The sequence below is a fragment of the Phyllobacterium zundukense genome, assembly GCF_002764115.1.
Classification (GTDB): Bacteria; Pseudomonadota; Alphaproteobacteria; order Rhizobiales; family Rhizobiaceae; genus Phyllobacterium; species Phyllobacterium zundukense.
In genome coordinates this window covers 3648435-3673998 of the sequence record NZ_CP017940.1, presented here as the reverse complement: position 1 = coordinate 3673998, position 25564 = coordinate 3648435, and the positions used below count along the sequence as shown (strand labels likewise).

Sequence of the window (25564 nt, the reverse complement as noted above, 5' to 3'; positions counted from 1 at the left end):
AAAAATATGCAATTTCAGGAAACGACTCCATGTCCACCGCCCCGGCAACGATTTTCAGCGCATCCGTACCCTCCGCCGCCCGCCGCGGCGTATTGCTGATGCTGCTCGGCATGCTGATGTTTTCGTTGAATGACGTCATGGGCAAATGGCTGGTATCGACCTATTCGGTCGGGCAGGTGGTGTTCATCCGCAGTGTCGCTGCCTTGATCGTTCTTGCACCGTTTCTATGGTTTGGTGGAGTGAAAAAACTTGTGCAGGTGGAACGGCCCGCCATGCAGGCTGCACGCGTCTTCATGTCCACGGCTGAAGTCTTTGCCTTCTATTTTGCCGTCTCCTACCTGCCGCTGGCCGATGTGATGACCTACTGGCTGGCCGTGCCCATCTATGTGGCGGCGATCTCGCCCTTCGTACTGAAGGAACCGGTCGGCTGGCGGCGCTGGAGCGCCATTATTGTCGGCTTTATCGGCGTGGTCATTGCGCTCGAACCATCCGCGCAGGCTCTCACACCGCAAGCGCTGATTTCGATCCTCGGCAGCATGACATTTGCCGCGATGCTGCTGCTTGGCCGCACCCTGCGTGGCACGCCGGACACGACACTGGTGTTCTGGCAGATTGTCGGCGCCGGGCTCGCCGGACTGGTTTCGGTGAGCCTCGAATGGACGCCAGTGAGCCTGCGCGACCTTTTCCTGCTGGGACTGCTTGGTGTCGTCGCCATGCTCGCCCACGTGCTGGTCAACAGGGCGCTGAAGCTGGCGGATGCGGCAACGGTTGCACCGCTGCAATACACGCTGCTGCTATGGGCGATTCTCTTTGGCTGGCTGGTTTTTGGCGACATCCCCCGGTTGCCGATGCTGATCGGCGCAGGCTTCATCGTTGCCTCGGGCCTCTTCATCCTTTTCCGCGAACAGCAGCTGAAGCGCCAGGGACGCATCAAGACCGCGGCGGAAACAGTGGTCACAGGTTCGGGGGATTAACAGGTCCTGACCCTAGTGCTGCCGCAGCGCAACACCAAGGCGGTCGAGCAATGCGTTGGTACCACGCTCGCGGAATTTGGGCTTGTCCTCGCCGTCAAGATAGGCGCCGTGTTCCGTCAGGATCAGCCGCGTACCTTTGCGATCGGGGCGGAATTCGACCGTCGTCAACGAAACGGATAGGCGCCGGTTTTTCATGAACATGTCATAGGTGTAGACGATGCGCTGGTCGGGAACGATATCCTGATAGAGCGCTTCGTAAGTGCAGATCGCCCCGCCCTTCACGGCACCGCGATTGATCTCCTTGCCTCCGACGCGGAAGTCGAGCTGGTACTGGCTGCGCCGCCAGCCGTCGGACCCGACAAACCAGTGCGCCTTCGCTTCCGGATTGGCCCAGGCCGCGAAGACGCGGGCGCAAGGGGCTGCGTACACGCGGTCGAGGATGAAAGTGTTGTGCAGCACTGAACGCTGCGTCATCGTCGGTTTCCTCAAGCGTTGACGGGAGCACCTTTCAAGGATGCGCCCAGGGCGTCGAGCAGATCTTCAGTCCCCTGCCTGCGCAGCGATGGATCGTCGAAATCGTCGAGATAGGCACCCTGTTCGGTGAAGATCAGCCTGGTGCCGGTACCTTCCGGTTTCAGCTCCATTGTGGCCAGAGAAACCGAGATACGCTTGTCATCCAGGTGCATGTCGTAGCTGTAGACGATGCGCCGGTCCGGCACGATATCCTGGTAGATTGCGTCGAACCTGTGCTGCGGCCCGTCTTTCGGCCCGCCTGTGCTCGTTTCGCGACCCCCGACCCGGAAATCCATTTGGTGCCCCTCGGGACCCCATTCTACTGGGCCCCGGAACCACTTCGCTTTCGCTTGCGGGTCGCTCAAGGCAAAGAAGACCCTGGAAGGGGCCGCTGAATAGCTGCGTTCAATAACAAAGGTGTCGTGCTTCACGGACCGTTTGGTCATTGATCTATCCCTTTTCCTGTTCGGCGAGAAAGTCGCCCAGCCTGTCGAGGCGTCGCTCCCAATTCTTGCGCCGGTCCATCATCCAATCCTCGGCCGTCTGCAGGGCTGCCCAATCGATGTGGCAGGTGCGAACACGTCCGACCTTTTCCGAGCGAACCAGCCCGCTAGCCTCCAGCACCTGTAAATGCTGCACCACCGCCGGAAGCGACATGGTGAGCGGCCTGGCAAGCTCACTGACGGAGGCCGGTCCGCGGCTCAGCCGTTCGACCATGATGCGCCGCGAAGGATCCGCGAGAGCCTGGAACATGAGGTCTAGTGGGGTCGTTTGGTTAAGCATATACTTAAGTATATTTATCCGAGGGAATTGTCAATCATCTTCATGCTGCCTGCCATTCCTAAACGGCTTCGTGCCTCGCATGAACAAGCGCGGCCTCGAAATGATTGATCGCCTTTTCGAACTTGTCGCGGCAGCCGGGATTGCAGAAGCCGACGACGGCGCCGTTGTAAAGGGTGAGGCTGTCCTCCTTGATCGGATCACCCGACCATGGACAGGTGGTGTTGATTGCATCGCTGATCTTGAGTTCCGACAATGTGTATCCTCCGCAGTGAGCAGGTTTCAGACCGGTTCAACTTCGATATGGGTGAGAACAGAATTGGCGATGAAACACTCTTCATGCGCGTCGTGGTGCATGTGCTCCTCGGTCTCGCGATCAGGCGCCGCGCCGGCATAGATCACATGCGGTTTCAGCGTCACGCGGCGGACATAGAGCTTACCCCGGTCATTCTTGGCGAGCTCGCCTTCCGCTGCATCCCTGTATTCGTCGATGACAAAGCCTTTCTTCGCGGCGCCTGCGAGAAAGAACAGCATGTGGCAGCTCGAAATAGAGGCTACATAGGCCTCTTCCGGATCGACATTCTCCGGCGCGGAAAAAGGCACGCGGACAATATGCGGCGAAGAGGAGGCCGGCACTTCCGCACCGCCATCGAACTGCCAGACATGCGCCCGGCTATATTTGTTGTCGGTGAAGGCTGTGCCTTCCGTCCGGGTCCAAAGCACTGTTGCACCGAATGTGGTCATCTCTTGCGTTTCCTGATTCTGATTTGTTTGGCGCGAGCTTGTCAAAGCGTACCGGAATTGTCGATAAGGGATCATCAGGATCATCATACAGGAATCGGCGAGGACATCATGGATCTGGGTATCAAAGGCAAACGCGCCATCGTCTGTGCGAGCTCAAAAGGGCTTGGCCGCGGCGTTGCAGAAAAGCTGGCGGAAGCCGGGGTTGATCTCACACTGAACGCACGCACCGAGGAAACCCTGCGTGCGACGGCCAAGGAGATTGCCGGCAGATACGGCGTCAAGGTGCAGATCGTTGCCGAGGATGTGACGACGGAAGCAGGACGTCAGGCGCTTCTGAGGGTAGAACCGCAACCGGATATTCTGATCAACAATGCCGGTGGTCCTCCTGCCGGCGTCTGGTCGGAATGGGGCGAGGAAGAATGGCTGAAGGCGATCAACAACAACATGCTGACGCCGATCCTTTTGATGAACGCCATCCTTCCGGGCATGATCGAGCGAAAATGGGGACGGGTGGTCAACATCACCTCGGGTTCAGTCAAATCCCCGATTGCGCAACTCGGGCTTTCCAATGCGGCTCGCAGCGGCCTGACCGGCTTTGTCGCCGGAACCGCGCGGCAGGTCGCCAAGCACGGCGTCATCATCAACAATCTGTTGCCAGGTTCGCACGATACGGATCGCACCAAGGGATTCATCGAACGGACCGCCAAGGAGAAGGGGATTTCCATCGAGGAGGCGCGGGCCGAAGCCCATTCTGGCAATCCGACCGGACGTTATGGTACGGCGGAAGAATTTGGTGCAGCCGCGGCTTTCCTCTGCAGCCAGTTTTCGGGCTTTATTGTCGGCCAGAACCTGCTGCTCGATGGCGGCGCATTCAATTCGACGTTGGGGTAGGCGAGTCACCCGGGCGGCTGCCAGCACCCCTCACTCCGCGATAAAACGATAACCAACACCGGCCTCGGTGCGGATGAACTGCGGATTGTTGGCATCGTCCTCGATCTTCGCGCGCAACTGGCCGACGAAGACGCGCAGATATTGCAGGTCTTCCACATGGGCGCCGCCCCAGACCGAGGCGAGAAGCTGGCGATGCGTCACCACCAATCCGGCATGCAGGACGAGGTGGACCAGCAACTGGTATTCCTTGCGCGTCAGGTGCACCTCTTCGCCATTGCGCGTGACAATGCGCTTGGTCATGTCGACGACAAGTCCGTTGGCCTCGAAGCGTGACGGGACGCTGGTACCCGCCACTTGCCGGCGCAGTGCAGTACGTACCCGCGCCAGCAATTCACCGATGCCGAAGGGTTTCTCGACATAGTCATTGGCGCCGAGATCAAGCGAAGCAATCTTCTCGGTCTCGCGGTCACGCGCCGACAGGACGATAATCGGCACGTCGGAAAAAGCCCGTACTGTCTCGATCACGTCCTTGCCATCCTTGTCGGGAAGACCGAGGTCGAGAATGACTAGATCGGGTGCGCTGGTGGCGATCAGCCGCTCGGCTTCGGCACCGGTCGAGGCCATGATGACCTCGTAACCCGAAGCGGTCAGCGCCGGATTGAGAAAACGCTGGATCTGAGGCTCGTCATCGACAACGAGGATGCGGTGCTGGTTCATGCCGATTTTGCCTCATCGTCGGGCGTGGCGGGAAGCCGGACGATGAACCGGGTTCCACGCTTGCGGATGGCGGGGCTTTCCGCCTTGATCGTTCCACCCATGGATTCAACGAAGCCTCGGGCGATCGACAAGCCAAGCCCTGTCCCCGGCGCGCGGCCATCACCTTTGGCGCGCCGGTAGAACTTGTCGAAAATCTTGTCGAGGTCCTTGGGCGGAATGCCCTTGCCCTGATCAGTGACGCTGATTGCAACTTCCGATTCATCCTGCCTTGCATAGATGGCGATGGGCCCATCTCCGGCATATTTGGCAGCATTGTCCAGCAAATTGAACAGCACCTGGCCGAGCATGGAGGGGTCGCCGCTCACCGTGGGAAGATCAGGAGCGATGCTGATCTCGATGGCGATTTCCGGTTTCAGTTTCTTCATTCGCTCGATGGACGAGGCAATGACGTCCGCCGCATCGACAGGCACATTCTTGACCTTGAGCGTCCCGGCTTCGATCCGCGTCATGTCGAAGAGATTGGCGACAAAACGTGTGAGACGCGCGGCTTCTTCCTCAATGGACAACAGGAGATCGTCGCGTGTGTCGGCTTTGATGCGGCTGCCAAGCTGGCGCAGGGTGGTCACAGCACCGGTGATCGATGCGAGCGGCGTCTTCAGGTCATGGGAGAGCGACGAGAACAGCGCGGTGTGAAGTTTTTCACTTTCCTGCAGTGCCGTGGTCTTGGCATTTTCCCGAACGAGCTGCGCGCGGTCGATCGCAATTGCTGTCTGATCGAGGATCGCGGTGAGCATGCGGTCTTCGTTCTCGGTCAATGGCGGATGGCGCTGCAAGGAGAGGCCCACTACACCGGCCACCCCATGCGAGGTGAGGATGGGGAGAAATTGCCAGTCGATCAGCGGCAATGTCGCCGTGTCATGGCCGGCACGTTCGTTTTTCTCATAAGCCCAGCGTACGGCGGTCATGTCCGTACCATCCAAGGTCATGTCCGGCGGCCATACGGCCTGTATCGCCAGGTCTTCGTCGTTTGGCAGCAGGATGGCGACGCCGGTTCCAAAGGTCGAATGCAGGTGCGTGGCCGTGGAAACCAGGACATCGTCCAGCCGCGCCGTACCGGAGAGCTTGCGTGAGAATTCGTAAAGCGCCTGAGTGTTCTTCGCCTGATTGCGCGAGCGGTCGACCTGGTCGCGCAATCGACCGGCAAGATCACCGATCATCAGGGCGACCGCCAGGAATATGATCAGCGAAAACAACTGATGTGGCTTGGCGATGCTAAGATCATGCAGTGGCTCGAGGAAGAAAAAATTGTACAGAAAAAAGGAGAGGCCGGCGGCGATAACGGCAGAAAGCCGACCGCTGATCATTGCCGAGAGGATCACGGCGACAAGAAACAGCATGGAAAGATTTTGCGGATGGACAATATTGCTTGCGCCGAGGCCAAGCAACGTTGTCACGCCCGTTGTAACAGCGGGAATCGCGATGGCGACCGCAAGTTCGCGGCGGGATCGCTTGCGCATTTTTGGCGGCACGTAGGGCGTACCCTGTTCTTCGCCGGTGACGATATGCACACCGATATCGGTAAAGCGCTTGATGATCTCGTCGGGCAGGGAACGCCGGAAGGGATTGGCAAATCGCCGCGACTTGGGACGCCCGACGACAATCTGGGTGACGTTTTCACGCCGGGCGATACGGAAGATTTCCTCGACGAAATCCTGTGCGATGACACGCCGTGTTTCTGCACCAAGCCGCTCCGCGAGATCGAGCAGTTCGTCGATGCGCCTGCTGGTCTCTGCGCCCGCATCATTGGTCTGGGTGAGTGAAACTACCAGCCAGCGGGCATTGAGCCCTGAAGCCAGGCGGCTGGCGGTGCGCACGACCTTGTCGGACAGGCTGTCGGGGCCGACGCAGACGAGCAGGCGCTCGCCGGTCGCCCAAGGTCCCTCGATGGCGTTCTGCCGCAACAGGTCGATCATCTGATCATCGACACGGTCGGCGGTGCGCCGCAGCGCCAATTCGCGCAGGGCCGTCAGATTGGCCGGTTTGAAGAAGCCTTCGGCCGCCCGTTCGGCATTGCCGGGCAGATAGACCTTGCCCTCCTTCAACCGTTCGATCAGTTCCGCCGGCGGCAGATCGACAAGCAAGACCTCATCAGCCCGTTTAAGGACCGTGTCGGGAACGATCTCGCGAACGGTAACCCCGGTAATGCTGGTGACCAGATCGTTCAGGCTTTCCAGATGCTGGACGTTCATGGCGGTCCAGACATCGATGCCCTGCCAGAGCAGTTCCTCGATATCCTGATAGCGCTTGGGGTGACGGCTGCCCGGCACATTGGTGTGGGCGAGTTCGTCGACCACGAGAATTTTCGGCTTGCGAGTTATCGCTGCGTCGAGGTCGAATTCTTCCAGCGAGCGGTCGCGATAGGTGACCTGCCGGCGAGGCATGACCTCAAGACCCTCCAGCAATTCCGCCGTCTCGGCGCGGCCATGGGTTTCGGCGAGACCAATGACGATATCGTCGCCATCTTCCTTCAGTCGGCGGGCGCGCAAAAGCATGGCGTAAGTCTTGCCGACGCCGGGCGCCGCTCCCAGAAAAACAGTCAGCTTGCCGCGCGTTTCACGGGCGGCAAGTTCCAGCAATTTATCGGGATCTGGTCGATTTTTTTGACCGTGATCGGCCATTTACGCCTCAAATTAATCATGCCGCCCGTCGATAACCGGCCGGGCACCAGAACGTTTAGCCCAGCTTGGCCGCAAATGCCAAGGGCAGACCCGCATCGTCGCTGAATTCATGCCTCTCATCAAGCTGCGACAGCGCATCTATTGACGGAGGGGGACTTCCTATGAAAAGTCCAGCGCAGTCAAATACAGCAGGAAATCAGAACGTGATCCGTCATATTGTATTCTTCAGCGCTCGTAACCCGGAAGACGTCGAGGCAATCGCCGCTGGCCTGCGGCGGCTTGGCGAAATTCCGCATTCCACCGTCTTTGAAGTGATGACGAACACCAAGACCGATCCGATCTCCGGTGAGATCGACGTGGTCGTCTATGGCGAGTTCAAGGATGCCGAGGCACTGGCTGCCTACAAGGCGCATCCGATCTACAGCGAGACGACAGCCGTCGTCCGCCCCTTGCGTGAACTGCGCATCTCCGCCGACGTGGTATCGACCCTGAGCTAACGAAAAGCCCGACAATTTGCCGGGCTTTCGAGAGCATACCTGGGAAGATGCGGTGCGAACTCAGCCTGCCTGGCTCATATCTGCTCCAGCGCTCAACTGACCTGCTTCCCAGCCGAGAATTGCCCGCTTGCGGGTCAACCCCCAGTGGTAACCAGTGAGCGCTCCGGACTTGCCGACCGCGCGATGGCACGGCACGACGAAGGAAACCGGGTTGGCCCCGACCGCCGCCCCGACAGCGCGCGATGCATTGGGCGAGCCGATATCAGCAGCAATATCCGAATAGGCGACGCATTTGCCCATCGGGATCTTGAGCAAGGCCTCCCAGACACGCAGCTGGAAGTCCGTTCCGATGGTGACGACCTTGAGCGGTCTGTCGGCACGCCATTCGGCGGGGTTGAAGATTCGGGCCGCATAGGGAGCGGTTGCGGCAAGATCTTCCACATAGGTGGCATTGGGCCAGCGGGACGACATATCGGCGAGCGCTTCACGCTCCTTTCCGGCGTCGGCGAAGGCAAGGCCCGCCAGACCGCGATCCGTCACCATGATCAGCGCCAGTCCGAATGGCGAGATGAGGAAGCCATAGCGGATGGTAAGGCCAGCGCCACGGGTCTTGTAGTCGCCCGGCGACATGCCTTCATGGGTGACGAACAGATCGTGCAGGCGACTTGGACCTGAAAGGCCCGTTTCATAAGCCGTTTCGAGCAACGGCATGCCCTCGTCGAGCAAGCGGCGGGCATGGTCGATGGTCACAGCCTGCAGGAAGCCTTTCGGCGAAAGGCCGGCCCAGCGGGTGAAGAGCTTTTGCAACGCTGTCGGCGACAGTCCGGTATCGCGGGCCAGCGTCTCAAGCGACGGCTGATCGCGGTAATCCTTGCTGATACGCTCGATGATATGGCTGACGATCGCATAATCGTCGCCGGTGGGGGTGATGTCCTTCTGAAGTATGGCCTGTGGTTTCATAGCTTTTAACCTCTCTATTGAGGATATATGACCACTCCAGTGCCGCTTCTGCCACCCGATTCTTGCAGGTAGCGAAACTATCGGCCCTTGGCCGTCGCGAGCGCCAGCTGAAACGCCGAAGCGAAGCTTTCGCGATCATCGGGATTGAGGAAGGAGCCGATGGTCACGGTCTTGCCCTGTCCCTCGACACGCATCGACGTGATGCCGATTTCCGCGTGGCGGGCGACGCTGAAGCGTGTCCAGAACGGATTGAACTCGTGGAGTTTTGCCCGGCCGGAGGGAGCAACCTGGCGAATCTGCAGTGCGATGCGCGAAACGCTTACCTCTTCATGGACCTTTCCGGAAGCATAGTTCATGCGGAAGGCGATGTAGACGATCAGCACATCCAGGCCGAAAAAGCCGAAGACTGGCCATGCACCGAGCGACAGGAAAAACAATCCGGTGAAGAAGCTGCTGACGCCAAGCGTGCCCATCAGAATGAGGAAACCTGTCTGGCCAAGCGACCTGTGTGGCACCAGAAGCGCGCGAAAGATTTCTTGCTCGTTCATGGCCGCAGGGTCAACAGGGTTCATTGTTTGGCTCATAGCGTTTGAGTATAGAGGGAGGATGGAAAATCCCAAGCGCAAAATTGATCAGATCAAAGCAACTCCAGGAAAAGTGGAAGCCGGTTTTCCGTCCGGAATTGCGGAAACACAAAGCGTGAGCATTGCCAAGCCCGCCAAGGCCCGGAACGTCACCGGTACACGGTATACGGCAGCGGAAATCCACGAAATCTTCCGGCGATTTTCGGTCCAGCGTCCCGAACCGAAGGGCGAACTGGAGCACGTGAATCCCTTTACCCTGCTGGTCGCCGTGGTGCTCTCGGCCCAGGCAACCGACGTTGGCGTCAACAAGGCAACGCGAGCCTTGTTCAAGGTGGCGGATACGCCGGAAAAGATGCTTGCGCTGGGTGAGGGGCAAGTCGGCGATTACATCCGCACGATCGGCCTCTGGCGCAACAAGGCGAAGAACGTCATCGCCCTGTCAGAAGCGCTGATCGATCGATATGGCAGCGTGGTTCCGGACGATCGCGACGAGCTGGTCAAGTTGCCGGGTGTTGGCCGCAAGACCGCCAATGTGGTGCTCTCTATGGCGTTCGGCCAGTCGACCATGGCGGTCGACACGCATATTTTCCGCATCGGCAACCGGCTTGACCTCGCGCCCGGCAAGACGCCGGAAGAGGTGGAAGCCCGGCTGATGAAAGTCATTCCATCAGAATATCTCTACCACGCGCATCATTGGCTGATCCTGCACGGGCGTTATGTCTGCAAGGCGCGCAAGCCGGATTGCCCTGCCTGTGTCATCGCCGACATTTGCAAGGCGGCGGAAAAAACCTCGGAAATACCCGCGCCGCTCGTGCCATTGCCGCCTCAAATTGTCTAGCCTACCGCGGCGCCCAGTTCCGACCGCGCTACCGCCTTGTGCAGGTGCACCATCATCGCGGCGGCGAACAGGGGTGTCAGCAGGTTCAGGATCGGGACTGCCATGAAGGCCGCGATAATCAGGCCGGCCAGGAACACCGTCGTTGAATGTTTGGAGCGCAGCGCCTTGGCTTCCATCTCGGGACGAAAGCGCATGGCGGCAAATTCGAAGAACTCGCGCCCGAGTAGATAGCCGTTGACGACGAAAAAAGCGATGATATTGACGCCGGGAATGAGCAGCAACAGCAATGCGACGATGTTGCCGGCAATGACCACACCCATGAATTTGACCGAGAGAACGAAAGACCGGATAGCGGCGAGAGGTCTGCCCTTGGGATCGAGCGGATAGTCCTCCTTTTCCACGACTTCGGCGACATCGTCGAGAAACAGTCCCGCCACGATTGCCGTAACCGGTGCGATCAGCAGTGCCAAGCCCAGGGCAAGCCCCAAACTGGCAAGAATGCCGGCAATGAGGCCGATCCATCCGGTCCAGGAGGGCAAATCCGGTACCATCTGATCGAAAAAGGGCAAGGCCAGAACTTCGAACAGTTCGCGCAGGCCGAACCACACGCCGATAAGCAGCAGGATAGTCAGTCCGATCGATTTCCACAGCACCGCGCGGAACTCCGGACGGAACAGATGACTGGCCGCGGCGCGGGCACTTTCTACGATCATTTGTCAGCTCGCTCTCCAGTGATACGAGTAACCGACATAGGGGCACGCACCGGACGAGACAAGGCAACGTGCGAAAGAAGGGGTAGTCAATCGACCGCTTACGCGCTAGAGCAAAGGCAAAACAACTGCCAACAGGTATGCGACCAGTTCAATCCCGGAGTTTTCATGTCCAGCTATGACGTGCTTTGCATCGGCAACGCCATTGTCGATATCATTGCCCGCACCGACGACGATTTCATCGTCAAGAACGGCATCATCAAGAACGCAATGAACCTGATCGATGCCGATCGTGCGGAATTTCTCTATGAACGCATGGGACCGGCGATCGAGGCTTCGGGCGGAAGTGCCGGCAATACGGCAGCAGGCGTTGCCAGTCTGGGCGGGCGCGCCGCCTATTTCGGCAAGGTGGCGGACGATCAGCTCGGCCACGTCTTTACCCATGATATCCGTTCGCAGGGCGTTGCTTTCGACACGCGCGTCTTGAATGCACCACCGCCCACGGCCCGCTCGATGATCTTCGTGACGCCCGATGGCGAGCGTTCGATGAATACCTATCTCGGCGCCTGTGTCGAGCTTGGACCGGAAGATGTGGAAAGCTCCAAGGTTTCCGAAGCCAAGGTAACCTATTTCGAGGGCTATCTCTGGGATCCGCCGCGGGCCAAGGAGGCAATCCGCCTTTCGGCAAAGATCGCGCATGAGCACAAGCGCGAAGTGTCGATGACGCTCTCCGATCCGTTCTGCGTCGACCGTTACCGCGAGGAATTCCTCGAACTGATGCGCTCCGGCACGGTCGATATCGTCTTTGCCAATGAGGCCGAGCTGAAATCGCTGTATCAAACGCATGATTTCGAAAAGGGCCTCGATCTGATCCGCAAGGATTGCAAGCTTGCCGCGATTACCCGCTCTGAAAAGGGTTCGGTTGTCGTATCCAGGGACGAAACGGTCGCCGTTCCGGCGATCGAGATTGCCGAACTGGTGGATACGACCGGTGCAGGCGACCTTTATGCGGCGGGCTTCCTGTTCGGTTACACCAATGGCCGCACGCTGACCGATTGCGCCAGACTTGGCTCGCTCACCGCAGGTCTGGTCATCCAGCAGATCGGGCCGCGCCCGCAGCTGAACCTCAAGCTCGCAGCAGAACAGGCCGGATTGCTATAGCAAGGTTCATTTGATTTTGACCGCCATTGGATGGGCGACCAGCCCACGATCAATCGTGACAAGGCGCAAGTCTTCCACTTGACATTGCGCCAGCAAGAGGCGGTCAAAAGGATCGCGTGTCAGCGGTTCGGGCTCAACTGCAATCAGAGTGTGGTGCTCGTTGATCGGAACGAGTTCGATCCCCATACTCGTTAGCAGGCTTGGCAATGTTTTGAGACCGGGAGTAAGTCGAAGCTTTCCCAGACGCCATTTGATGGCGATTTCCCAAAGACTGGCCACGCTCACATGGAACTCCCCTGCCGGGTCTGCGAGCAAGCCCCGAATGCCGGGAGTAAATTTTTCCAGCTGCTGCTCGATAATAGCCAACAGAATATGAGTATCCAGCAACACTCTCATGCGTCTGGTGGCAGCGGGTTAAGAAGAAAATCTTCCGGCAATGGGTCGTCGAAATCGTCCGCGATAAAGGGGACGATAGTCGTGATCCCGTGTATTTTCTTGAATTCGTCAATCGCCTCCAACCGCAGCCCCTTTCGGGGCTTGTGCGGTACAAGATCAAAAGCCGGACGACCATTGCGTGTCACCACAATGGTCTCGCCTTTTTCCACCTGGCGGGCGAGCTCCGTGAGGCGGTTCTTTGCGTCTCGGATCGATACAGTTGTCATATGTAGATAGTGGCCACATGTAGCCATTTTGTCAAGATAGATCTGCTGGCGCCGACCTTCAAGCGCCCAAGAGCAGATGGTGCTCAGCAAGTTCTACTCCGACCTGATATAGCCTTCGCGCTTGAGTTCCTCCGTCGTGCGACCGGGCTTGTGATAGGTCGGCAGTGCCCAGCCGAAATAAAGCGCGCCGCCGCGCACCGCAAAGGCGGCAAGCGCGGCGGGAAGCGCCGATAGCTCCAGCCCAACGGACAGGCCGTGCAGCAGGATGTAGACCAGCGAACCGGCGAGGGCGGCGGTCACGTAAATCTCTCGTCGCATCAGCACGGACGGTTCTCCGGAAATGATATCGCGCAGGATGCCGCCGAAGGTGGCGGTCATGATGCCGGTGACGACGGCGATAGTCGAATCGAAGCCCAGTGCCAGGCTTTTGGCAGCGCCAATGACGCTGTAGGCGGCAAGACCGACTGCATCGAGCCACAGCAGCACGCGATAGCGCGATTCCAACAGATTAGCGGAAAAGTAGACGAGGATGGCTGCAGCGGCGCAGACCAGCAGGTTGCCCGGGTCCTTAACCCAGAATACCGGCACGCCAAGGATAAGATCGCGCAAGGTACCGCCGCCAATGCCGGTTACCGCCGCGAGAAAGATGAAGGCGATGATGTCGAGCTGGCGGCGCGATGCCGCCAGGGCGCCGGTTGCCGCAAAGACGAATATCCCGGCATAGTTGAACAGCTGGATCATGGTCATCGGCAATTCCCCCTGCGCCCGAATAAAGGCACGATAGAGCATCACCCGCCAAAATGAAAAGAGCCGCATTCCATTGGCGGAATGCGGCTCTCAAACTCGATCTGCCGACCGGATTAGGCGTCTTTTTCCGCCTGCGGATTGATCGGGCCGGGTTCGGGTTGACCTTCACCTGCTGCAAGCTTGGGACCGCCCTTGGAAACGCCGACAAGCGCCGGACGCAGCATGCGGTCGCCGATGACGAAGCCTGCCTGGGCAACCTGCAGCACGGTGTTGTGCGGTACGTCGGCGTTCGGAATTTCGAACATCGCCTGGTGGAAGTTGGGATCGAACTTCTGACCCAGGGGTTCGATTTTCTTGACGCCGTGGCGTTCCATCGCCGTCATCAGCGAACGTTCGGTCATCTCGACGCCTTCGGCAAGCGCCTTGAAACCCGCATCGCCATTGGCCAGTGCATCGGCCGGGATGGCTTCCAGCGCACGCTTCAGATTGTCGGAAACCGAAAGAACGTCGCGAGCGAAATTGGCGACCGAATAGGCGCGTGCATCGTGCACGTCGCGGGCGGTGCGCTTGCGCAGGTTTTCCATGTCAGCCGCAAGCCGCAGCAACTGGTCCTTCAGGTCGCCGTTCTCGGCGCGCAGCCTGTCGAGCTCGGCCCAGTTGTTGGCCTGTGCTTCGATTTCGTCATCCTGAGCCATCGCATATTCTTCGGCCTTGCGCGATTTGAGAAAATCATCGGCAGCGCGCTTCAGCGCATCGCGATCGCGCGGATTCTTCAGGTCGCGCTGGTCGTGATCGGGTGTGTCGTGATTCTTCTTGTCTTCAGCCATGTATCCTGTCCGTTCATTATTCGTAAGTTGCGCTGGATATCGAGGTTTAGACCATAAAAATCAAGTGCAAATGACGTAGAGCATCGCACCGCACACGGCGCTCTAACGAAGCAGGCGTGACACAAGCTGGGCCGTATAGTCCACCATTGGCACGATGCGCGCATAATTGAGCCGCGTCGGCCCGATGACGCCGAGCGCGCCAATCACCCGCTGCTCTGAATCACGATAGGGGGCAATGACCAGCGAGGAACCGGAAAGCGAGAACAGCTTGTTCTCGGAACCGATGAAGATGCGCACTCCCGGTCCGGCTTCCGCCAGATCGAGCAATTGCAGCGTGCCTTCCTTGGTTTCGAGATCATCGAAGAGATGGCGTAGCCGCTCCAAGTCGGCCTCGGCACTGACCGATTCGAGCAAATTGCCGCGCCCGCGAACGATCAATCGCGCTGGTTGGCCGCCTCCGGCCCCGCCCCAGATGGCAAGGCCTTGTTCGACCAGAAGCTGCGACAAGGCGTCGAGTGCCTGCTGGGTTTCTTCCTTGAGCCGCGCGATTTCCTGCCGCGCCTCGGTAATGGTACGGCCCTGAATATGCGCGTTGAGGAAGTTCGATGCCTCGATCAATTGCGATGGCGTGACGCCAAGCGGCAGGTCGATCACGCGGTTTTCGATATCGCCGCTCTGGGTGACGAGCACTGCCAATGCCTTTGTCGGCTCGAGGCGCACGAATTCGATATGCTTGAGCGCACCTTCCGCCTTGCTGGCGAGAACCAGCCCGGCACCCCGCGACATGCCGGAGAGAATCTGGCTCGCCTGCGTCAGCACGCTTTCCGCGGACTGGGATTCGCCAGAGGCCCGCACCTGCGCCTCGATGGAATTGCGCTCGGCGGAAGAGAGATCGCCCACCTCCATGAAGGCATCGACAAAGAAGCGTAGTCCAAGCTGTGTCGGCAGACGTCCCGCCGAGACATGCGGGGCGTAGACGAGGCCGAGATGTTCGAGATCGCTCATCACATTGCGGATCGTGGCCGGGGAGAGCGACACAGGCAGGATGCGTGACAGGTTGCGCGATCCAACCGGCTCGCCATCGCCAAGATAGCTCTCGACGATCCGCCGGAAAATATCCCGCGACCGCTGGTCAAGCGATTGCAATGTTTCCGGGACAACAGCCTTGTTCATCGTACCTCATGCTTTGTTTCTGCGACGGATAGTATAGGGCCAGATATAAGCATTGTCCGGACAATCATCAAAGCCTTTGCTTCATCAACCGATCACGGCTAAAAGGCCGGGAAACATATCAACAAGAGGTTAGTCCATGCGTCCTTCCAAACGAGCCCCCGATGAAATGCGCGCCATTTCCTTTGAGCGCGGCGTTTCCAAACATGCCGAGGGCTCGTGCCTGGTCAAATTCGGCGATACCCACGTGCTGTGCACCGCCAGCCTCGAGGAAAAAGTGCCGGGCTGGATGCGCAATACTGGCAAGGGCTGGGTCACGGCCGAATATGGCATGTTGCCGCGCTCGACCGGCGATCGCATGCGCCGCGAGGCCTCTTCCGGCAAGCAGGGCGGCCGCACGCTGGAAATCCAGCGGCTCATCGCCCGTTCGCTGCGCGCTGTGGTTGACCTGCAGGCGCTCGGCGAAGTGCAGATCACCGTCGACTGCGATGTCATCCAGGCTGATGGCGGAACGCGCACCGCGGCGATCACCGGCGGCTGGGTGGCCCTGCATGAATGCCTGAGCTGGATGGAAACACGCCAGATGCTCAAGGTGGAAAAGGTTCTGAAGGATCATGTCGCAGCCATTTCCTGCGGCATTTCCGATGGCACGCCGGTTATCGATCTCGACTATCAGGAGGATTCGACGGCCCAGACAGATGCCAATTTCGTTATGACTGGCAAGGGTGGTATCGTTGAGGTGCAGGGAACCGCAGAAGGCGAGCCCTTCTCTGAAGAAGAGCTGCTCGCGCTGATGGGGCTTGCCCGCAACGGCATCACACGGCTGGTCTCGTTGCAGAAAATGGCCGTCAGCTAGAAGACAACGATCATGCAGCCATCCGGAATATTGGAAACAGCGCTTTATGTGACCGATGTCAAAGTGGCTGCGGGGTTCTACGCGGATGTGCTCGGGATGGAAGTCATCCTGCGCGCCGGTAATGAATCGGTGTTCTTTCGTTGCGGCCCAGGCGTGCTTATCCTGTTCAACGTTGAAAAGTTGAAGGAACGGCCAAAAGGCGGCCTGCCGATACCGTCCCATGGTGCAATTGGGCCGGGTCATGTGTGTTTTAGCGCGACGCGGGCTGAAATTGCCGGTTGGAAATCCCATCTGGAAGCGAACGGTATCGCCATCGAGAGTGAATTCGACTGGCCGAATGGCGCGCACTCGTTGTATTTCCGCGATCCGTCGGGAAATTCGATCGAGTTTGCCGAACCACAATTATGGAATCTGAAATGAGAACGCTTCAAAAGGGTAAGCTGCTGGTCGCCAGCCACAACCAGGGCAAGATCAAGGAAATGATCGACCTGCTCGGGCCGTTCGGCTTCGAAGTCGTATCGGCTGGCGATCTCGGCCTGCCTGAACCGGACGAGACCGGCACTACCTTCGAGGAGAACGCCTATATCAAGGCCTTTGCCGCGGCTAAGGCGACGGGTCTTGTGGCGCTCTCCGATGATTCAGGCCTCTGCGTCGATGCGCTGGGCGGAAATCCCGGCGTCTACACTGCCAATTGGGCGGAGCTGCCGGATGGCAAGCGCGACTTCGCCCATGGCATGGAGAAGGTCGAGAAAGCTTTGCAGGAAAAGGGTGCGAGCGCACCAGAGGATCGCAGCGGCCGTTTCGTTTCGGTTATCTGCCTGGCCTGGCCCGATGGCGAAGCCAATTATTATCGCGGAGAAGTGGAAGGCGAGATCGTCTGGCCGCCACGCGGCACGGCCGGCTTCGGCTACGATCCGGTGTTCAAGCCGCAGGGCTACGATACGACCTTCGGTGAAATGACCGCGGAACAGAAGCATGGCTGGAAGCCCGGCGACGCCGATGCGCTGTCGCACCGGGCTCGTGCCTTCCAGCATTTTGCCCGAGACTGTCTGGATGCGTATGAACCATCCTGATAAAGGCGAATCCGGCTTCGGCGTCTACGTTCACTGGCCTTTCTGCATGGCCAAATGCCCTTACTGCGATTTCAATTCGCATGTCCGGCATCAACCGGTGGATCAGCCGCGCTTTGCCGCGGCCTTTGCGCGTGAAATGGCAACGATGCGCCAGCGGACCGGCCAACGCACGGTTTCCAGCATCTTCCTTGGCGGCGGTACGCCGTCATTGATGCAACCGGAGACCGTGGCGTCGATCCTTAATGAAATCGGACGCAACTGGCATGTGCCGGATGATATCGAGATCACGCTCGAGGCCAATCCGACCAGCGTCGAGGCAGACCGCTTTCGCGGTTATCGCGCCGCGGGGGTGAACCGCGTCTCCCTTGGTGTGCAGGCGCTGAACGATCCCGATCTGCGCCGGCTTGGCCGCATGCACAGCGTCGATGAGGCGCTGATTGCGATCGGACTGGCGCGCGAGATTTTTCCGCGGCTTTCCTTCGACCTGATCTATGCGCGGCCGGAACAGACCATCGAAGCCTGGCGCGACGAACTTGCCCGCGCCATTTCCTATGCCGCCGATCATTTGTCGCTCTATCAGCTGACGATCGAGGAAGGTACGCCATTCTACAATCTCTGGAAGGCGGGCAAACTGATAACGCCTGACGGCGATCATGCGGCAGCGCTTTATGCTGAAACACAGGATGTGACCGCGCGGCACGGCCTTCCAGCCTATGAGATTTCCAATCACGCGGCGCCCGGCGCGGAGTCGCAGCATAATCTGGTTTACTGGCGCTATGGCGAATATGTCGGTGTCGGTCCGGGCGCGCATGGGCGCTTCATTGAAAATGGGACGCGCGCTGTGACCATCACCGAGCGTCATCCCGAAACCTGGGTGCAGAAGGTCGAAGCCGTCGGCCACGGGGTTGTCGAGGAAGAGTTTCTGAACGGCGAGCAGGAAGGCGATGAATTCCTGCTGATGGGGTTGCGGCTGGTCGAGGGCATCGATCTTGCCCGCTACGAACGGCTGACCGGACACAGCGTCAAGGAAAGCAAAGTGATTTCCTTGGCCGAGCAGGGGCTTATCGAATATATCGGCAATAGCCGTATTCGCACGACGCCCGAGGGCGCTATTGTGCTGAACGCCGTCATCGCCGATCTGGCAGCATAAGGGAAAAGTTTTGTCCGAGGGAGAAGCGCCAAAATCTACCGATAAAGAGCGCGGCTATCAGATCGGCAGCGCTTCATATCGCGCCCGCCCGCTGGAGCCGGCGCTCTACATCGTGGCGACGCCCATCGGCAATCTTGGCGACATGACGATACGCGGCATCGAAACGCTGGCGGCGGCAGACATTATCGCCTGCGAGGATACGCGGGTGAGCCGCGTCCTGCTCGATCGCTACGGCATTTCCCGCCGTCCCTATGCCTATCACGAACACAATGCCGACATGGCGGGCCCCAAGCTGATCGAGGCGCTGCTGGCCGGCAAGAGCGTCGCGCTGGTCTCCGATGCGGGCACCCCGCTGGTTTCCGATCCGGGCGGACGGCTGGTACCGGAAGCCAGGGCGGCGGGTATAAGGGTCGTTCCAATTCCCGGTGCATCGTCGGTTCTGGCGGCCCTTACTGCGTCAGGATTGTTCAAGGATTCATTTTATTTTGCCGGCTTCCTATCGTCGAAACGGGGGCAGCGCCGCGCGAAGCTCGAGCAGCTGAAATCTCTTGATGCGGCGCTGGTGTTCTTCGAATCGCCAAACCGCGCTGCAACCACACTGGCCGATATGGTCGAGGTCTTCGGCCCGCAACGGCAGGCCTCGCTGTGCCGCGAACTGACAAAGACCTACGAGACCGTCGTCACCTTGTCACTGAAGGACCTTGCAGCGGAATTCGATGGCGAAGACCGCATTCGCGGCGAAGTGGTGCTGGTGATTGGTCCACCACAAGAGGATGAGAATGTGCCACGCTCCGATGACGATATCGATGCGCTCCTGCGCGCGCTCGTCCTCGAAATGTCACCGGCCAAGGCAGCGGGCGAAGCCTCGCGCATGACCGGTCGGGCCAAGGGAGAACTCTATCAACGGCTTTTGGCATTGAAATAGGATCCGCGGGAAATGAGCGAATTGGGCAAGCGTCACAAGGCTTACCGTCGCGGCCATTCCGCCGAACGCCTTGCTGCCCTCGCTCTCATGCTGAAGGGCTACCGCATCGTTGATCGCCGCTATCGGACGAAACTCGGTGAAATCGACCTGATCGCAAGACGCGGCAACACCGTACTCATCGTCGAGGTGAAGGCGTGGGCAACGCTTGAACAGGCGATGGACTCGGTCAATGCCCTGACCATGCGCCGGATCGAGGCAGCGGCGGATCAATGGCTTGCGCGCCAGCCAGATCATGCCAGTCTGTCGCTGCGCTTTGATCTCGTCGCTATCCTGCCCTGGCGCTGGCCCGTGCATGTGCCGGCCGTTTTCACAGCCTGAGGAGGAAATCCTGTGAGCACGCAACAACTCGACCTGGAAGGACTGCGGAAATCGGCGCGCGAGGGAAATGCAAAAACATTGCTGATACTCGGCCTGTTGATTCACGTTCCTGCGTGGACACTGTATTTTTGGCAGGGCTGGCTCTACCTGGTGATCTTCGGGATTTGCGCGCTCGTGATTACCCGTTACTTTCTCAAACATGATCCAGCACTCATCGCAAGCCGGCTGAAAGCCGGACCAGGTGCCGAACGCGAGAAGTCGCAGAAGTGGATTCAGGGCGCGGCCAGTATAATCGGCTGTGTTATGTTCGTCGTGCCCGGGATAGAGCGGCATTTCACCGGGCTGCCCTTGCCGGTTTGGCTTGTCATCTTCGCCGAATTCCTTGTTATCGTCGGCTTCTGGATCATGTTTTTGGCCTTCTGCGAGAATGGCCACGCCTCGAGTATAATCGAGGTGAAATCCGGCCAGAAGGTTATTTCGAGCGGTCCGTACGCATGGGTTCGGCATCCGATGTATTCTGGTGCCGTGGTGCTCTTTCTGGCAACGCCTTTGGCCCTCGGCTCGCTTTGGGCGTTACCTCTTGCAGTCGTCTTGAGCGCTGTCATCGCCGTACGCCTGCTCGAAGAGGAGCGGTATCTCAAGGCGAACCTTCCGGGTTATGAGGGCTATTGCGGGAAGGTGAAGTCGCACCTCATTCCTGGGGTCTGGTAGCGAGATCTGGCCGTCTCGCGCTGCCGCAGGACGACCAATCGTTTCCACGGTTATTCTGCGGGCATGTCCATATGCATGACTTCCCAGACATGGCCATCGAGGTCCTGGAAACTGCAGCCATACATGAAGCCCATGTCCATGATCGGCTTCCAGGCCTTGCCACCGGCAGCAAGTGCCTTTGCCAGAACGTCATCTACCTCGGCACGACTGCCAGCGGACAAGGCGATCAGAACCTCCTGTGCCTTTGTGGCGTCGTTGATATCGTTGTTGATGAACTCCCTGAAACGTTCCTCCACAAGCAGCATGGCATAAATGTTCTCGTCAATGATCATGCAGGCAGTCTTGTCGTCGGAGAAATCCGGGTTGAAACTGAAACCGAGAGCGGCGAAGAAGCCCTTCGATGCTTCCAGATTCTTGACCGGCAGATTTACAAAGATCATGCGCATTAGGGTGTCTCCTCTCCATGTGACGGAGCCGTCTATACCGGATCGAGCTTGTCTTCGCCACGGCCGGCAAGAAAGGGGCTTGCATTTTTCCGGTAACCCGATAAAAGTAGTCGTGTATTGATTTGGCTGCTTGTTCGGCCAGATGCGGATGATCGAGCATGTCTCGCTTTGCCTCAAGGGGCGACGGCAGGGCGTGTGTCTCTTTGTATGTGATAGAAAGAGAATCCGCTTGTTCCGGCTTTTTCAGAAATTCCATGCTCCTGGGCGAGATTCGGCGCACTTCTGTTCCTTATAAACAGGTGCCGGATCATGGATAATCCCCTGAACCATTGGGATTGTCTTATTCATGTCCATCCATGCCAACCAGCTATCTGTCTTTCCAGCCTTTTTCCGCGTGCGGAATGAAGTGCTTGTGGTTGTCGGCAATGGCGAGGAAGCGCTCAACAAGGCGCGGCTCTTGGCGCAGACCAACGCGACAATCCGTGTTGTTGCTGACGGGCCTGAACTCGAGTTGGCCGATTTTCTCCGTGATGGCGGCCACGAACACATCGTAGAAAAATTTGCTCCCAAGCATCTGACCGGCGCAAAACTGGTCTTCGTCGCGACCGGCGATGAAGACCAGGACGGGGCGATTGCCGCTGAGGCACGCCGCCAGGCCATTCCCGTCAACGTCGTTGACCGTCCAGATCTATGCGATTTCTTCACGCCCGCCATCGTCAACCGTGCACCGCTCGCCATTGCCATCGGCTCGGAAGGCACTGGTCCGGTGCTGACACAGATGATCCGTGCGCGCATCGACGCCGCCTTCTCGCCGCGCCTTGGCGATCTGGCCCGTCTCGCCAATGCCTATCGGCCGGTGGTCGAGAAGCTGGTGAATAAGGGCCTGCCGCGCCGCCTGTTCTGGCGCTCGTTCTTTTCAGGCGATGTCGCCAGCAATGTCTACAATAATGACCTGACTGGCGCGCATCAGGCTGCAGCCGGTCTGCTCGAAAGCCAGGATGAGCCAAAGGGCTATGTCTGGCTGGTCGGTGCCGGTCCCGGTGCCGAGGATCTCCTGACCCTGCGTGCTCACCGTGTCCTCATGGAAGCAGACGTCATCGTCTACGATGCATTGGTACCGGAAGCTGTGGTTGCGATGGGCCGCCGCGACGCGACCCGCCTTTCCGTCGGAAAGCGCAAGGGCTGCCACACCAAGAGCCAGAGCGAGATCAACGATCTGCTCGTCTCGCTCGGCCGCGAGGGCAAGCGCGTCGTTCGCCTGAAGTCCGGCGACCCGCTGGTCTATGGCCGCGCCGGCGAAGAAATGGCTGCGCTGCGCAATGCCGGCATTGCCTTCGAGATCGTTCCCGGCATCACCGCGGCCTTTGCCGCGGCTGCCGATATGCAACTGCCGCTGACCCTGCGCGGTGTCGCATCCTCCCTCGTCTTCACCACAGGTCATGACATGGCGGGTGAAGTGCTGCCCGATTGGGCGCGCCTTGCCATTTCGGGTGCAACGATCGCCGTCTATATGGGCCGCAGCGTTGCCGCTTCCGTCGCCGAACGGCTGATGCAGGCGGGTCTCCATGCCGATACAGGCGTCGGCGTCATCGAGAATGCCGGACGTCCCGAACGGCGTATGTTCCACGGCACGCTCAATGATCTGCCGGCGCTGGAGCAGCGCAATGATCTCGACGGTCCGGTCATGGTCGTCATCGGCGATGCTGTTGCGGGTGCCGCCATCGACAAGGCCGAGCCACTTGCCGCCCAGAACAAGAATTCCGTGGCGCCCCGCCACCTTGAAACCAATGCTGCCTGAACGCGAAGGATTAGGATCATGAGTGTCAAAGTTCTCACTGCAAACCGCCTGACCGATGGTGAAGCCGTATGGCTCGGCGCCAATGGCGATTGGCTGGAGCAGATCGACGGCGCGCTGATCGCGCGTCATGCTGAAGCGGTTAGCGCCCTCGAGGAAGCCGGGAAGGCAGCGATCAAGTCGAACCTCGTTATCGACGTCAATGTGATCGATGTTGAAGAGCGCGGCACAAACCTTTATCCGCTGCGCCTGCGTGAGCGCATCCGTCAGCTCGGCCCCACCATCCGTCTTGATCTCGGCAAGCAGGCTGAAAAGCCAAAAGCAACCGCCGCTTAATAGTTAAAGGCCTGCACAGAATGTATCGTTACGATGAGTTTGATCACGCGTTTGTTTCGGCCCGCGTTGACCAGTTCAAGGATCAGGTTGAGCGCCGCCTTGCCGGCGAATTGACGGAAGACCAGTTCCGCCCACTGCGGTTGATGAATGGCGTCTATCTGCAGTTGCATGCCTATATGCTGCGCGTGGCAATCCCCTACGGTACGCTGTCCAGCCGCCAGATGCGCAAGCTCGCCCATATCGCCCGCCACTATGATCGCGGTTACGGCCATTTCACCACGCGCCAGAACCTGCAGTACAACTGGCCGGCGCTTAAGGACATGCCGAAGGTTCTCGACGAACTCGCCTCGGTTGAAATGCACGCGCTGCAGACCTCGGGCAATTGCATTCGCAACGTCACTGCCGATCATTTCGCCGGTGCTGCCGCCGATGAGGTCGCAGACCCGCGCCCCTATGCGGAAATCCTGCGCCAGTGGTCGTCGATGCATCCGGAATTTTCCTACCTGCCGCGCAAGTTCAAGATTGCCGTCACCGGTGCCGAGCGCGATCGCGCCGCGATCCAGGTGCACGATATCGGCCTGCATCTGAAGAAGAACGAGGCGGGCGAACTCGGTTTCGCGGTTTATGTCGGTGGCGGTCAGGGCCGCACCCCGATGGTTGCCAAGAAGATCCGCGATTTCCTCCCCGTAGAAGACCTGCTGTCCTACACGACAGCGATCATGCGCGTTTACAATCTGAATGGCCGCCGCGACAACAAGTACAAGGCGCGCATCAAGATCCTCGTGCACGAAACCGGCACGGAAGAACTGACACGTCAGGTCGAGGCTGAATGGCGTGTGCTGAAGGAAACCGATCTGAAGCTGCCGCAGAAGGATGTCGACGCCATCGACAGCTATTTTGCCCCTCCGAGCCTGCCTGTCCGCCCGGAAGGCTGGTCGGGGCTTGCCGCTGCGCGCAAGGCCGATCATTCGTTCTCCACCTGGGTGGATCAGAATGTGACGCCGCACAAGAATCCCGACTACGGCGTCGTGACCATTTCGCTGAAGCCGATCGGCGGCATCCCTGGCGATGCGACCGACGCACAGATGGATCTGGTTGCCGATATCGCCGAGAAATTCTCGCAGGACGAGATCCGCGTCAGCCATGAGCAGAACCTGGTTCTGCCGCATGTGGCGATCGCGGATCTGCGGATCGTCTATGACCTGTTGCTGACCGATGGTCTCGCGACCGCCAATGCCGGGCTTATCACCGACATTATCGCCTGCCCCGGTATGGACTATTGCGCCCTTGCCACTGCGCGGTCGATCCCTGTGGCCCAGCGGATCTCGGAACGTTTCGGCAAGCCGGAGCGTCAGGCGGATATTGGCGAACTGAAGATCAAGATTTCCGGCTGCATCAATGCCTGCGGTCACCACCATGTCGGTCATATCGGCATTCTCGGTGTCGATAAGAAGGGCGAGGAACTCTATCAGATTTCCCTCGGCGGCTCCGGCGACGAAATCTGCACGATCGGTGACATCACCGGGCGCGGCTTCTCCTCGGAAGAGATCGTCGATGCGGTCGAAACCATCGTCGACCGTTATCTCGAAATCCGCACCGACAAGGAAGAGAATTTCCTTGCCACCTACCGGCGTGTGGGCGCTGCACCGTTCAAGGATGCGCTCTATAGCGAGGCTGCAAATGCTGCTTGAATTCAACGAGAAAACCGTAGCGGATGAGGCGCGTGCGCTCGAAGCCCGCTATGGCAATCTCGAACCGATGGATGTGATCGAGCTTGCTATCGACCACCTGTTCAACGAGGAAATCGCCGTGGTTTCGTCGTTTGGGGCGGAATCCTCGGTGCTGTTGCACATGATTGCGCAGATAGATCGGGCGACACCGGTACTGTTCCTCGAAACAGGCAAGCATTTTCCGGCAACCTTGCGCTATCGCGACCAACTCGTCGGTGATCTCGGTTTGACGGATGTGCATGATATTCACCCGCTGAAGCAGAGCCTCAAGGATGAAGATCCCTTCGGTGCATTGTCGATGACCAATAAGGACCGCTGCTGCTATATCCGCAAGGTCGAGCCGATGGCACGTGCCGTGGCCCCATACCGGGCCTGGATGACCGGTCGCAAGCAGTTCCAGGCTTCGACGCGGACGGCACTGCCAGTGTTTGAGTCGGTCGGTGAGCGTGTTCGTATCAATCCGCTGGCCCACTGGACCTCGGCGGACCTCAAGGCCTATATGACGGCGCATGAACTGCCGCCGCACCCGCTGGTTGCCGAAGGCTACCGGTCGATCGGCTGCATGCCCTGCACGCAACCGGTCAAGGATGGCGAGGATGACCGCGCCGGCCGCTGGGCAGGCACGGACAAGATCGAGTGCGGCATTCACCTGACTGGCCTTACTGATCAATTGAGCAATATTTCGCTGACGGATTCGAATTTATGAGTGAC

At 59.1% G+C, this 25564-nt stretch carries 32 protein-coding genes; 16 read left to right on the top strand and 16 right to left on the bottom strand.

Going from position 1 to position 25564, the window contains the following annotated elements; all coding sequences use genetic code 11:
- Window positions 1–29: 29 nt before the first annotated feature.
- Entirely contained in the window at window positions 30–974 is a 945-nt protein-coding gene (locus tag BLM14_RS18355; RefSeq protein WP_100001485.1) for a DMT family transporter, read from the top strand.
- Between the two features lie 12 nt (window positions 975–986).
- Here BLM14_RS18355 and BLM14_RS18350 read toward each other — a convergent pair whose 3' ends face one another.
- The 5 genes from BLM14_RS18350 to BLM14_RS18330 are packed head-to-tail and all read right to left on the bottom strand — an operon-like array spanning window position 987 to window position 3011.
- Complete coding sequence (locus BLM14_RS18350; protein ID WP_100000705.1) at window positions 987–1448, bottom strand: SRPBCC family protein; 462 nt, start codon at window positions 1446–1448, stop codon at window positions 987–989.
- A gap of 11 nt (window positions 1449–1459) precedes the next feature.
- A complete protein-coding gene (locus BLM14_RS18345; protein ID WP_100000704.1) occupies window positions 1460–1933 on the bottom strand; it encodes an SRPBCC family protein in 474 nt (157 codons plus the stop codon).
- A 4-nt stretch (window positions 1934–1937) separates the two neighbouring features.
- Entirely contained in the window at window positions 1938–2270 is a 333-nt protein-coding gene (locus BLM14_RS18340; protein WP_100000703.1) for an ArsR/SmtB family transcription factor, read from the bottom strand.
- Window positions 2271–2328: 58 nt separating this feature from the next.
- Window positions 2329–2523, bottom strand: coding sequence for an eL24 family ribosomal protein (locus tag BLM14_RS18335; protein ID WP_100000702.1), 195 nt, complete (start codon window positions 2521–2523; stop codon window positions 2329–2331).
- Between the two features lie 26 nt (window positions 2524–2549).
- Entirely contained in the window at window positions 2550–3011 is a 462-nt protein-coding gene (locus BLM14_RS18330; protein WP_100001483.1) for an OsmC family protein, read from the bottom strand.
- Between the two features lie 108 nt (window positions 3012–3119).
- Between BLM14_RS18330 and BLM14_RS18325 the strand changes: the two genes are divergently transcribed.
- Window positions 3120–3902: an SDR family oxidoreductase gene (locus tag BLM14_RS18325; RefSeq protein ID WP_100000701.1), complete on the top strand. Its 783-nt coding sequence runs from the start codon at window positions 3120–3122 to the stop codon at window positions 3900–3902.
- Between the two features lie 30 nt (window positions 3903–3932).
- Here BLM14_RS18325 and BLM14_RS18320 read toward each other — a convergent pair whose 3' ends face one another.
- On the bottom strand, window positions 3933–4619 hold the full coding sequence (locus tag BLM14_RS18320; RefSeq protein ID WP_100000700.1) for a response regulator: 687 nt from the start codon (window positions 4617–4619) through the stop codon (window positions 3933–3935).
- Window positions 4616–7297 (bottom strand): sensor histidine kinase, encoded by a 2682-nt coding sequence (locus BLM14_RS18315; RefSeq protein ID WP_100000699.1) that lies wholly within the window; start codon window positions 7295–7297, stop codon window positions 4616–4618. The genes BLM14_RS18320 and BLM14_RS18315 overlap by 4 nt, the downstream gene beginning before the upstream one ends.
- Window positions 7298–7500: 203 nt before the next feature.
- On the opposite strand from BLM14_RS18315, the gene BLM14_RS18310 reads away from it, so the two are divergent.
- A complete protein-coding gene (locus BLM14_RS18310; RefSeq protein WP_100001482.1) occupies window positions 7501–7794 on the top strand; it encodes a Dabb family protein in 294 nt (97 codons plus the stop codon).
- A gap of 60 nt (window positions 7795–7854) precedes the next feature.
- On the opposite strand, the gene BLM14_RS18305 is transcribed toward BLM14_RS18310, so the two are convergent.
- Both BLM14_RS18305 and BLM14_RS18300 read right to left on the bottom strand, forming a co-directional pair.
- The gene (locus BLM14_RS18305) at window positions 7855–8754 is read right to left on the bottom strand and encodes a methylated-DNA--[protein]-cysteine S-methyltransferase (protein ID WP_100000698.1); all 900 of its coding nucleotides are present in this window, start codon (window positions 8752–8754) and stop codon (window positions 7855–7857) included.
- 77 nt (window positions 8755–8831) lie between these two features.
- The gene (locus BLM14_RS18300; RefSeq protein ID WP_100000697.1) at window positions 8832–9326 is read right to left on the bottom strand and encodes a DUF2244 domain-containing protein; all 495 of its coding nucleotides are present in this window, start codon (window positions 9324–9326) and stop codon (window positions 8832–8834) included.
- Window positions 9327–9360: 34 nt separating this feature from the next.
- Here BLM14_RS18300 and nth point away from each other — a divergent pair, with 34 nt between their 5' ends.
- Entirely contained in the window at window positions 9361–10176 is an 816-nt protein-coding gene (nth, locus tag BLM14_RS18295; protein ID WP_100000696.1) for an endonuclease III, read from the top strand.
- Here the strand turns inward: nth and BLM14_RS18290 are convergent.
- On the bottom strand, window positions 10173–10889 hold the full coding sequence (locus BLM14_RS18290) for a sulfate transporter family protein (protein ID WP_100000695.1): 717 nt from the start codon (window positions 10887–10889) through the stop codon (window positions 10173–10175). The genes nth and BLM14_RS18290 overlap by 4 nt on opposite strands.
- A 165-nt stretch (window positions 10890–11054) precedes the next feature.
- Here BLM14_RS18290 and BLM14_RS18285 point away from each other — a divergent pair, with 165 nt between their 5' ends.
- Complete coding sequence (locus BLM14_RS18285; RefSeq protein ID WP_100000694.1) at window positions 11055–12047, top strand: adenosine kinase; 993 nt, start codon at window positions 11055–11057, stop codon at window positions 12045–12047.
- Between the two features lie 6 nt (window positions 12048–12053).
- On the opposite strand, the gene BLM14_RS18280 is transcribed toward BLM14_RS18285, so the two are convergent.
- The 5 genes from BLM14_RS18280 to hrcA form a co-directional block, all read right to left on the bottom strand.
- Entirely contained in the window at window positions 12054–12443 is a 390-nt protein-coding gene (locus BLM14_RS18280; protein WP_100000693.1) for a type II toxin-antitoxin system VapC family toxin, read from the bottom strand.
- Window positions 12440–12709 carry a type II toxin-antitoxin system Phd/YefM family antitoxin gene (locus BLM14_RS18275; RefSeq protein WP_100001480.1) on the bottom strand — a complete coding sequence of 90 codons (270 nt, stop codon included), beginning with the start codon at window positions 12707–12709 and terminating at the stop codon, window positions 12440–12442. The genes BLM14_RS18280 and BLM14_RS18275 overlap by 4 nt, the downstream gene beginning before the upstream one ends.
- A gap of 93 nt (window positions 12710–12802) precedes the next feature.
- A complete protein-coding gene (locus BLM14_RS18270; protein WP_100001478.1) occupies window positions 12803–13456 on the bottom strand; it encodes a trimeric intracellular cation channel family protein in 654 nt (217 codons plus the stop codon).
- A gap of 113 nt (window positions 13457–13569) precedes the next feature.
- Window positions 13570–14283, bottom strand: coding sequence for a nucleotide exchange factor GrpE (gene grpE, locus BLM14_RS18265; RefSeq protein ID WP_100000692.1), 714 nt, complete (start codon window positions 14281–14283; stop codon window positions 13570–13572).
- Window positions 14284–14385: 102 nt separating this feature from the next.
- On the bottom strand, window positions 14386–15456 hold the full coding sequence (gene hrcA / locus BLM14_RS18260) for a heat-inducible transcriptional repressor HrcA (RefSeq protein WP_100000691.1): 1071 nt from the start codon (window positions 15454–15456) through the stop codon (window positions 14386–14388).
- A gap of 136 nt (window positions 15457–15592) precedes the next feature.
- Here hrcA and rph point away from each other — a divergent pair, with 136 nt between their 5' ends.
- From rph to BLM14_RS18225, 7 genes are read left to right on the top strand one after another with little or no spacing between them, the layout of a single operon-like run.
- The gene (gene rph, locus BLM14_RS18255) at window positions 15593–16309 is read left to right on the top strand and encodes a ribonuclease PH (RefSeq protein WP_100000690.1); all 717 of its coding nucleotides are present in this window, start codon (window positions 15593–15595) and stop codon (window positions 16307–16309) included.
- Between the two features lie 12 nt (window positions 16310–16321).
- Window positions 16322–16729 carry a VOC family protein gene (locus BLM14_RS18250; RefSeq protein ID WP_100000689.1) on the top strand — a complete coding sequence of 136 codons (408 nt, stop codon included), beginning with the start codon at window positions 16322–16324 and terminating at the stop codon, window positions 16727–16729.
- Window positions 16726–17382, top strand: a complete 657-nt coding sequence (gene rdgB, locus BLM14_RS18245; protein ID WP_100000688.1) for an RdgB/HAM1 family non-canonical purine NTP pyrophosphatase — start codon at window positions 16726–16728, stop codon at window positions 17380–17382. Before BLM14_RS18250 ends, rdgB begins: the two co-directional genes overlap by 4 nt.
- The gene (hemW, locus tag BLM14_RS18240; protein WP_100001476.1) at window positions 17369–18532 is read left to right on the top strand and encodes a radical SAM family heme chaperone HemW; all 1164 of its coding nucleotides are present in this window, start codon (window positions 17369–17371) and stop codon (window positions 18530–18532) included. The genes rdgB and hemW overlap by 14 nt, the downstream gene beginning before the upstream one ends.
- A 10-nt stretch (window positions 18533–18542) precedes the next feature.
- Window positions 18543–19457, top strand: a complete 915-nt coding sequence (rsmI, locus tag BLM14_RS18235; RefSeq protein ID WP_418314189.1) for a 16S rRNA (cytidine(1402)-2'-O)-methyltransferase — start codon at window positions 18543–18545, stop codon at window positions 19455–19457.
- Between the two features lie 12 nt (window positions 19458–19469).
- Window positions 19470–19835: a YraN family protein gene (locus BLM14_RS18230; RefSeq protein WP_100000687.1), complete on the top strand. Its 366-nt coding sequence runs from the start codon at window positions 19470–19472 to the stop codon at window positions 19833–19835.
- A gap of 12 nt (window positions 19836–19847) precedes the next feature.
- The gene (locus BLM14_RS18225) at window positions 19848–20546 is read left to right on the top strand and encodes a methyltransferase family protein (protein ID WP_237143401.1); all 699 of its coding nucleotides are present in this window, start codon (window positions 19848–19850) and stop codon (window positions 20544–20546) included.
- A gap of 50 nt (window positions 20547–20596) precedes the next feature.
- Here the strand turns inward: BLM14_RS18225 and BLM14_RS18220 are convergent, their stop codons facing one another.
- Window positions 20597–20992: a VOC family protein gene (locus tag BLM14_RS18220; protein WP_100000686.1), complete on the bottom strand. Its 396-nt coding sequence runs from the start codon at window positions 20990–20992 to the stop codon at window positions 20597–20599.
- Window positions 20993–21338: 346 nt separating this feature from the next.
- On the opposite strand from BLM14_RS18220, the gene cysG reads away from it, so the two are divergent.
- From cysG to BLM14_RS18200, 4 genes are read left to right on the top strand one after another with little or no spacing between them, the layout of a single operon-like run.
- Entirely contained in the window at window positions 21339–22790 is a 1452-nt protein-coding gene (gene cysG, locus BLM14_RS18215) for a siroheme synthase CysG (protein WP_100000685.1), read from the top strand.
- An 18-nt stretch (window positions 22791–22808) separates the two neighbouring features.
- Window positions 22809–23123 carry a DUF2849 domain-containing protein gene (locus BLM14_RS18210; protein WP_100000684.1) on the top strand — a complete coding sequence of 105 codons (315 nt, stop codon included), beginning with the start codon at window positions 22809–22811 and terminating at the stop codon, window positions 23121–23123.
- Window positions 23124–23143: 20 nt separating this feature from the next.
- Window positions 23144–24814: a nitrite/sulfite reductase gene (locus BLM14_RS18205; protein WP_100000683.1), complete on the top strand. Its 1671-nt coding sequence runs from the start codon at window positions 23144–23146 to the stop codon at window positions 24812–24814.
- A complete protein-coding gene (locus BLM14_RS18200) occupies window positions 24804–25559 on the top strand; it encodes a phosphoadenylyl-sulfate reductase (RefSeq protein ID WP_100000682.1) in 756 nt (251 codons plus the stop codon). Before BLM14_RS18205 ends, BLM14_RS18200 begins: the two co-directional genes overlap by 11 nt.
- Window positions 25560–25564 lie beyond the last annotated feature (5 nt).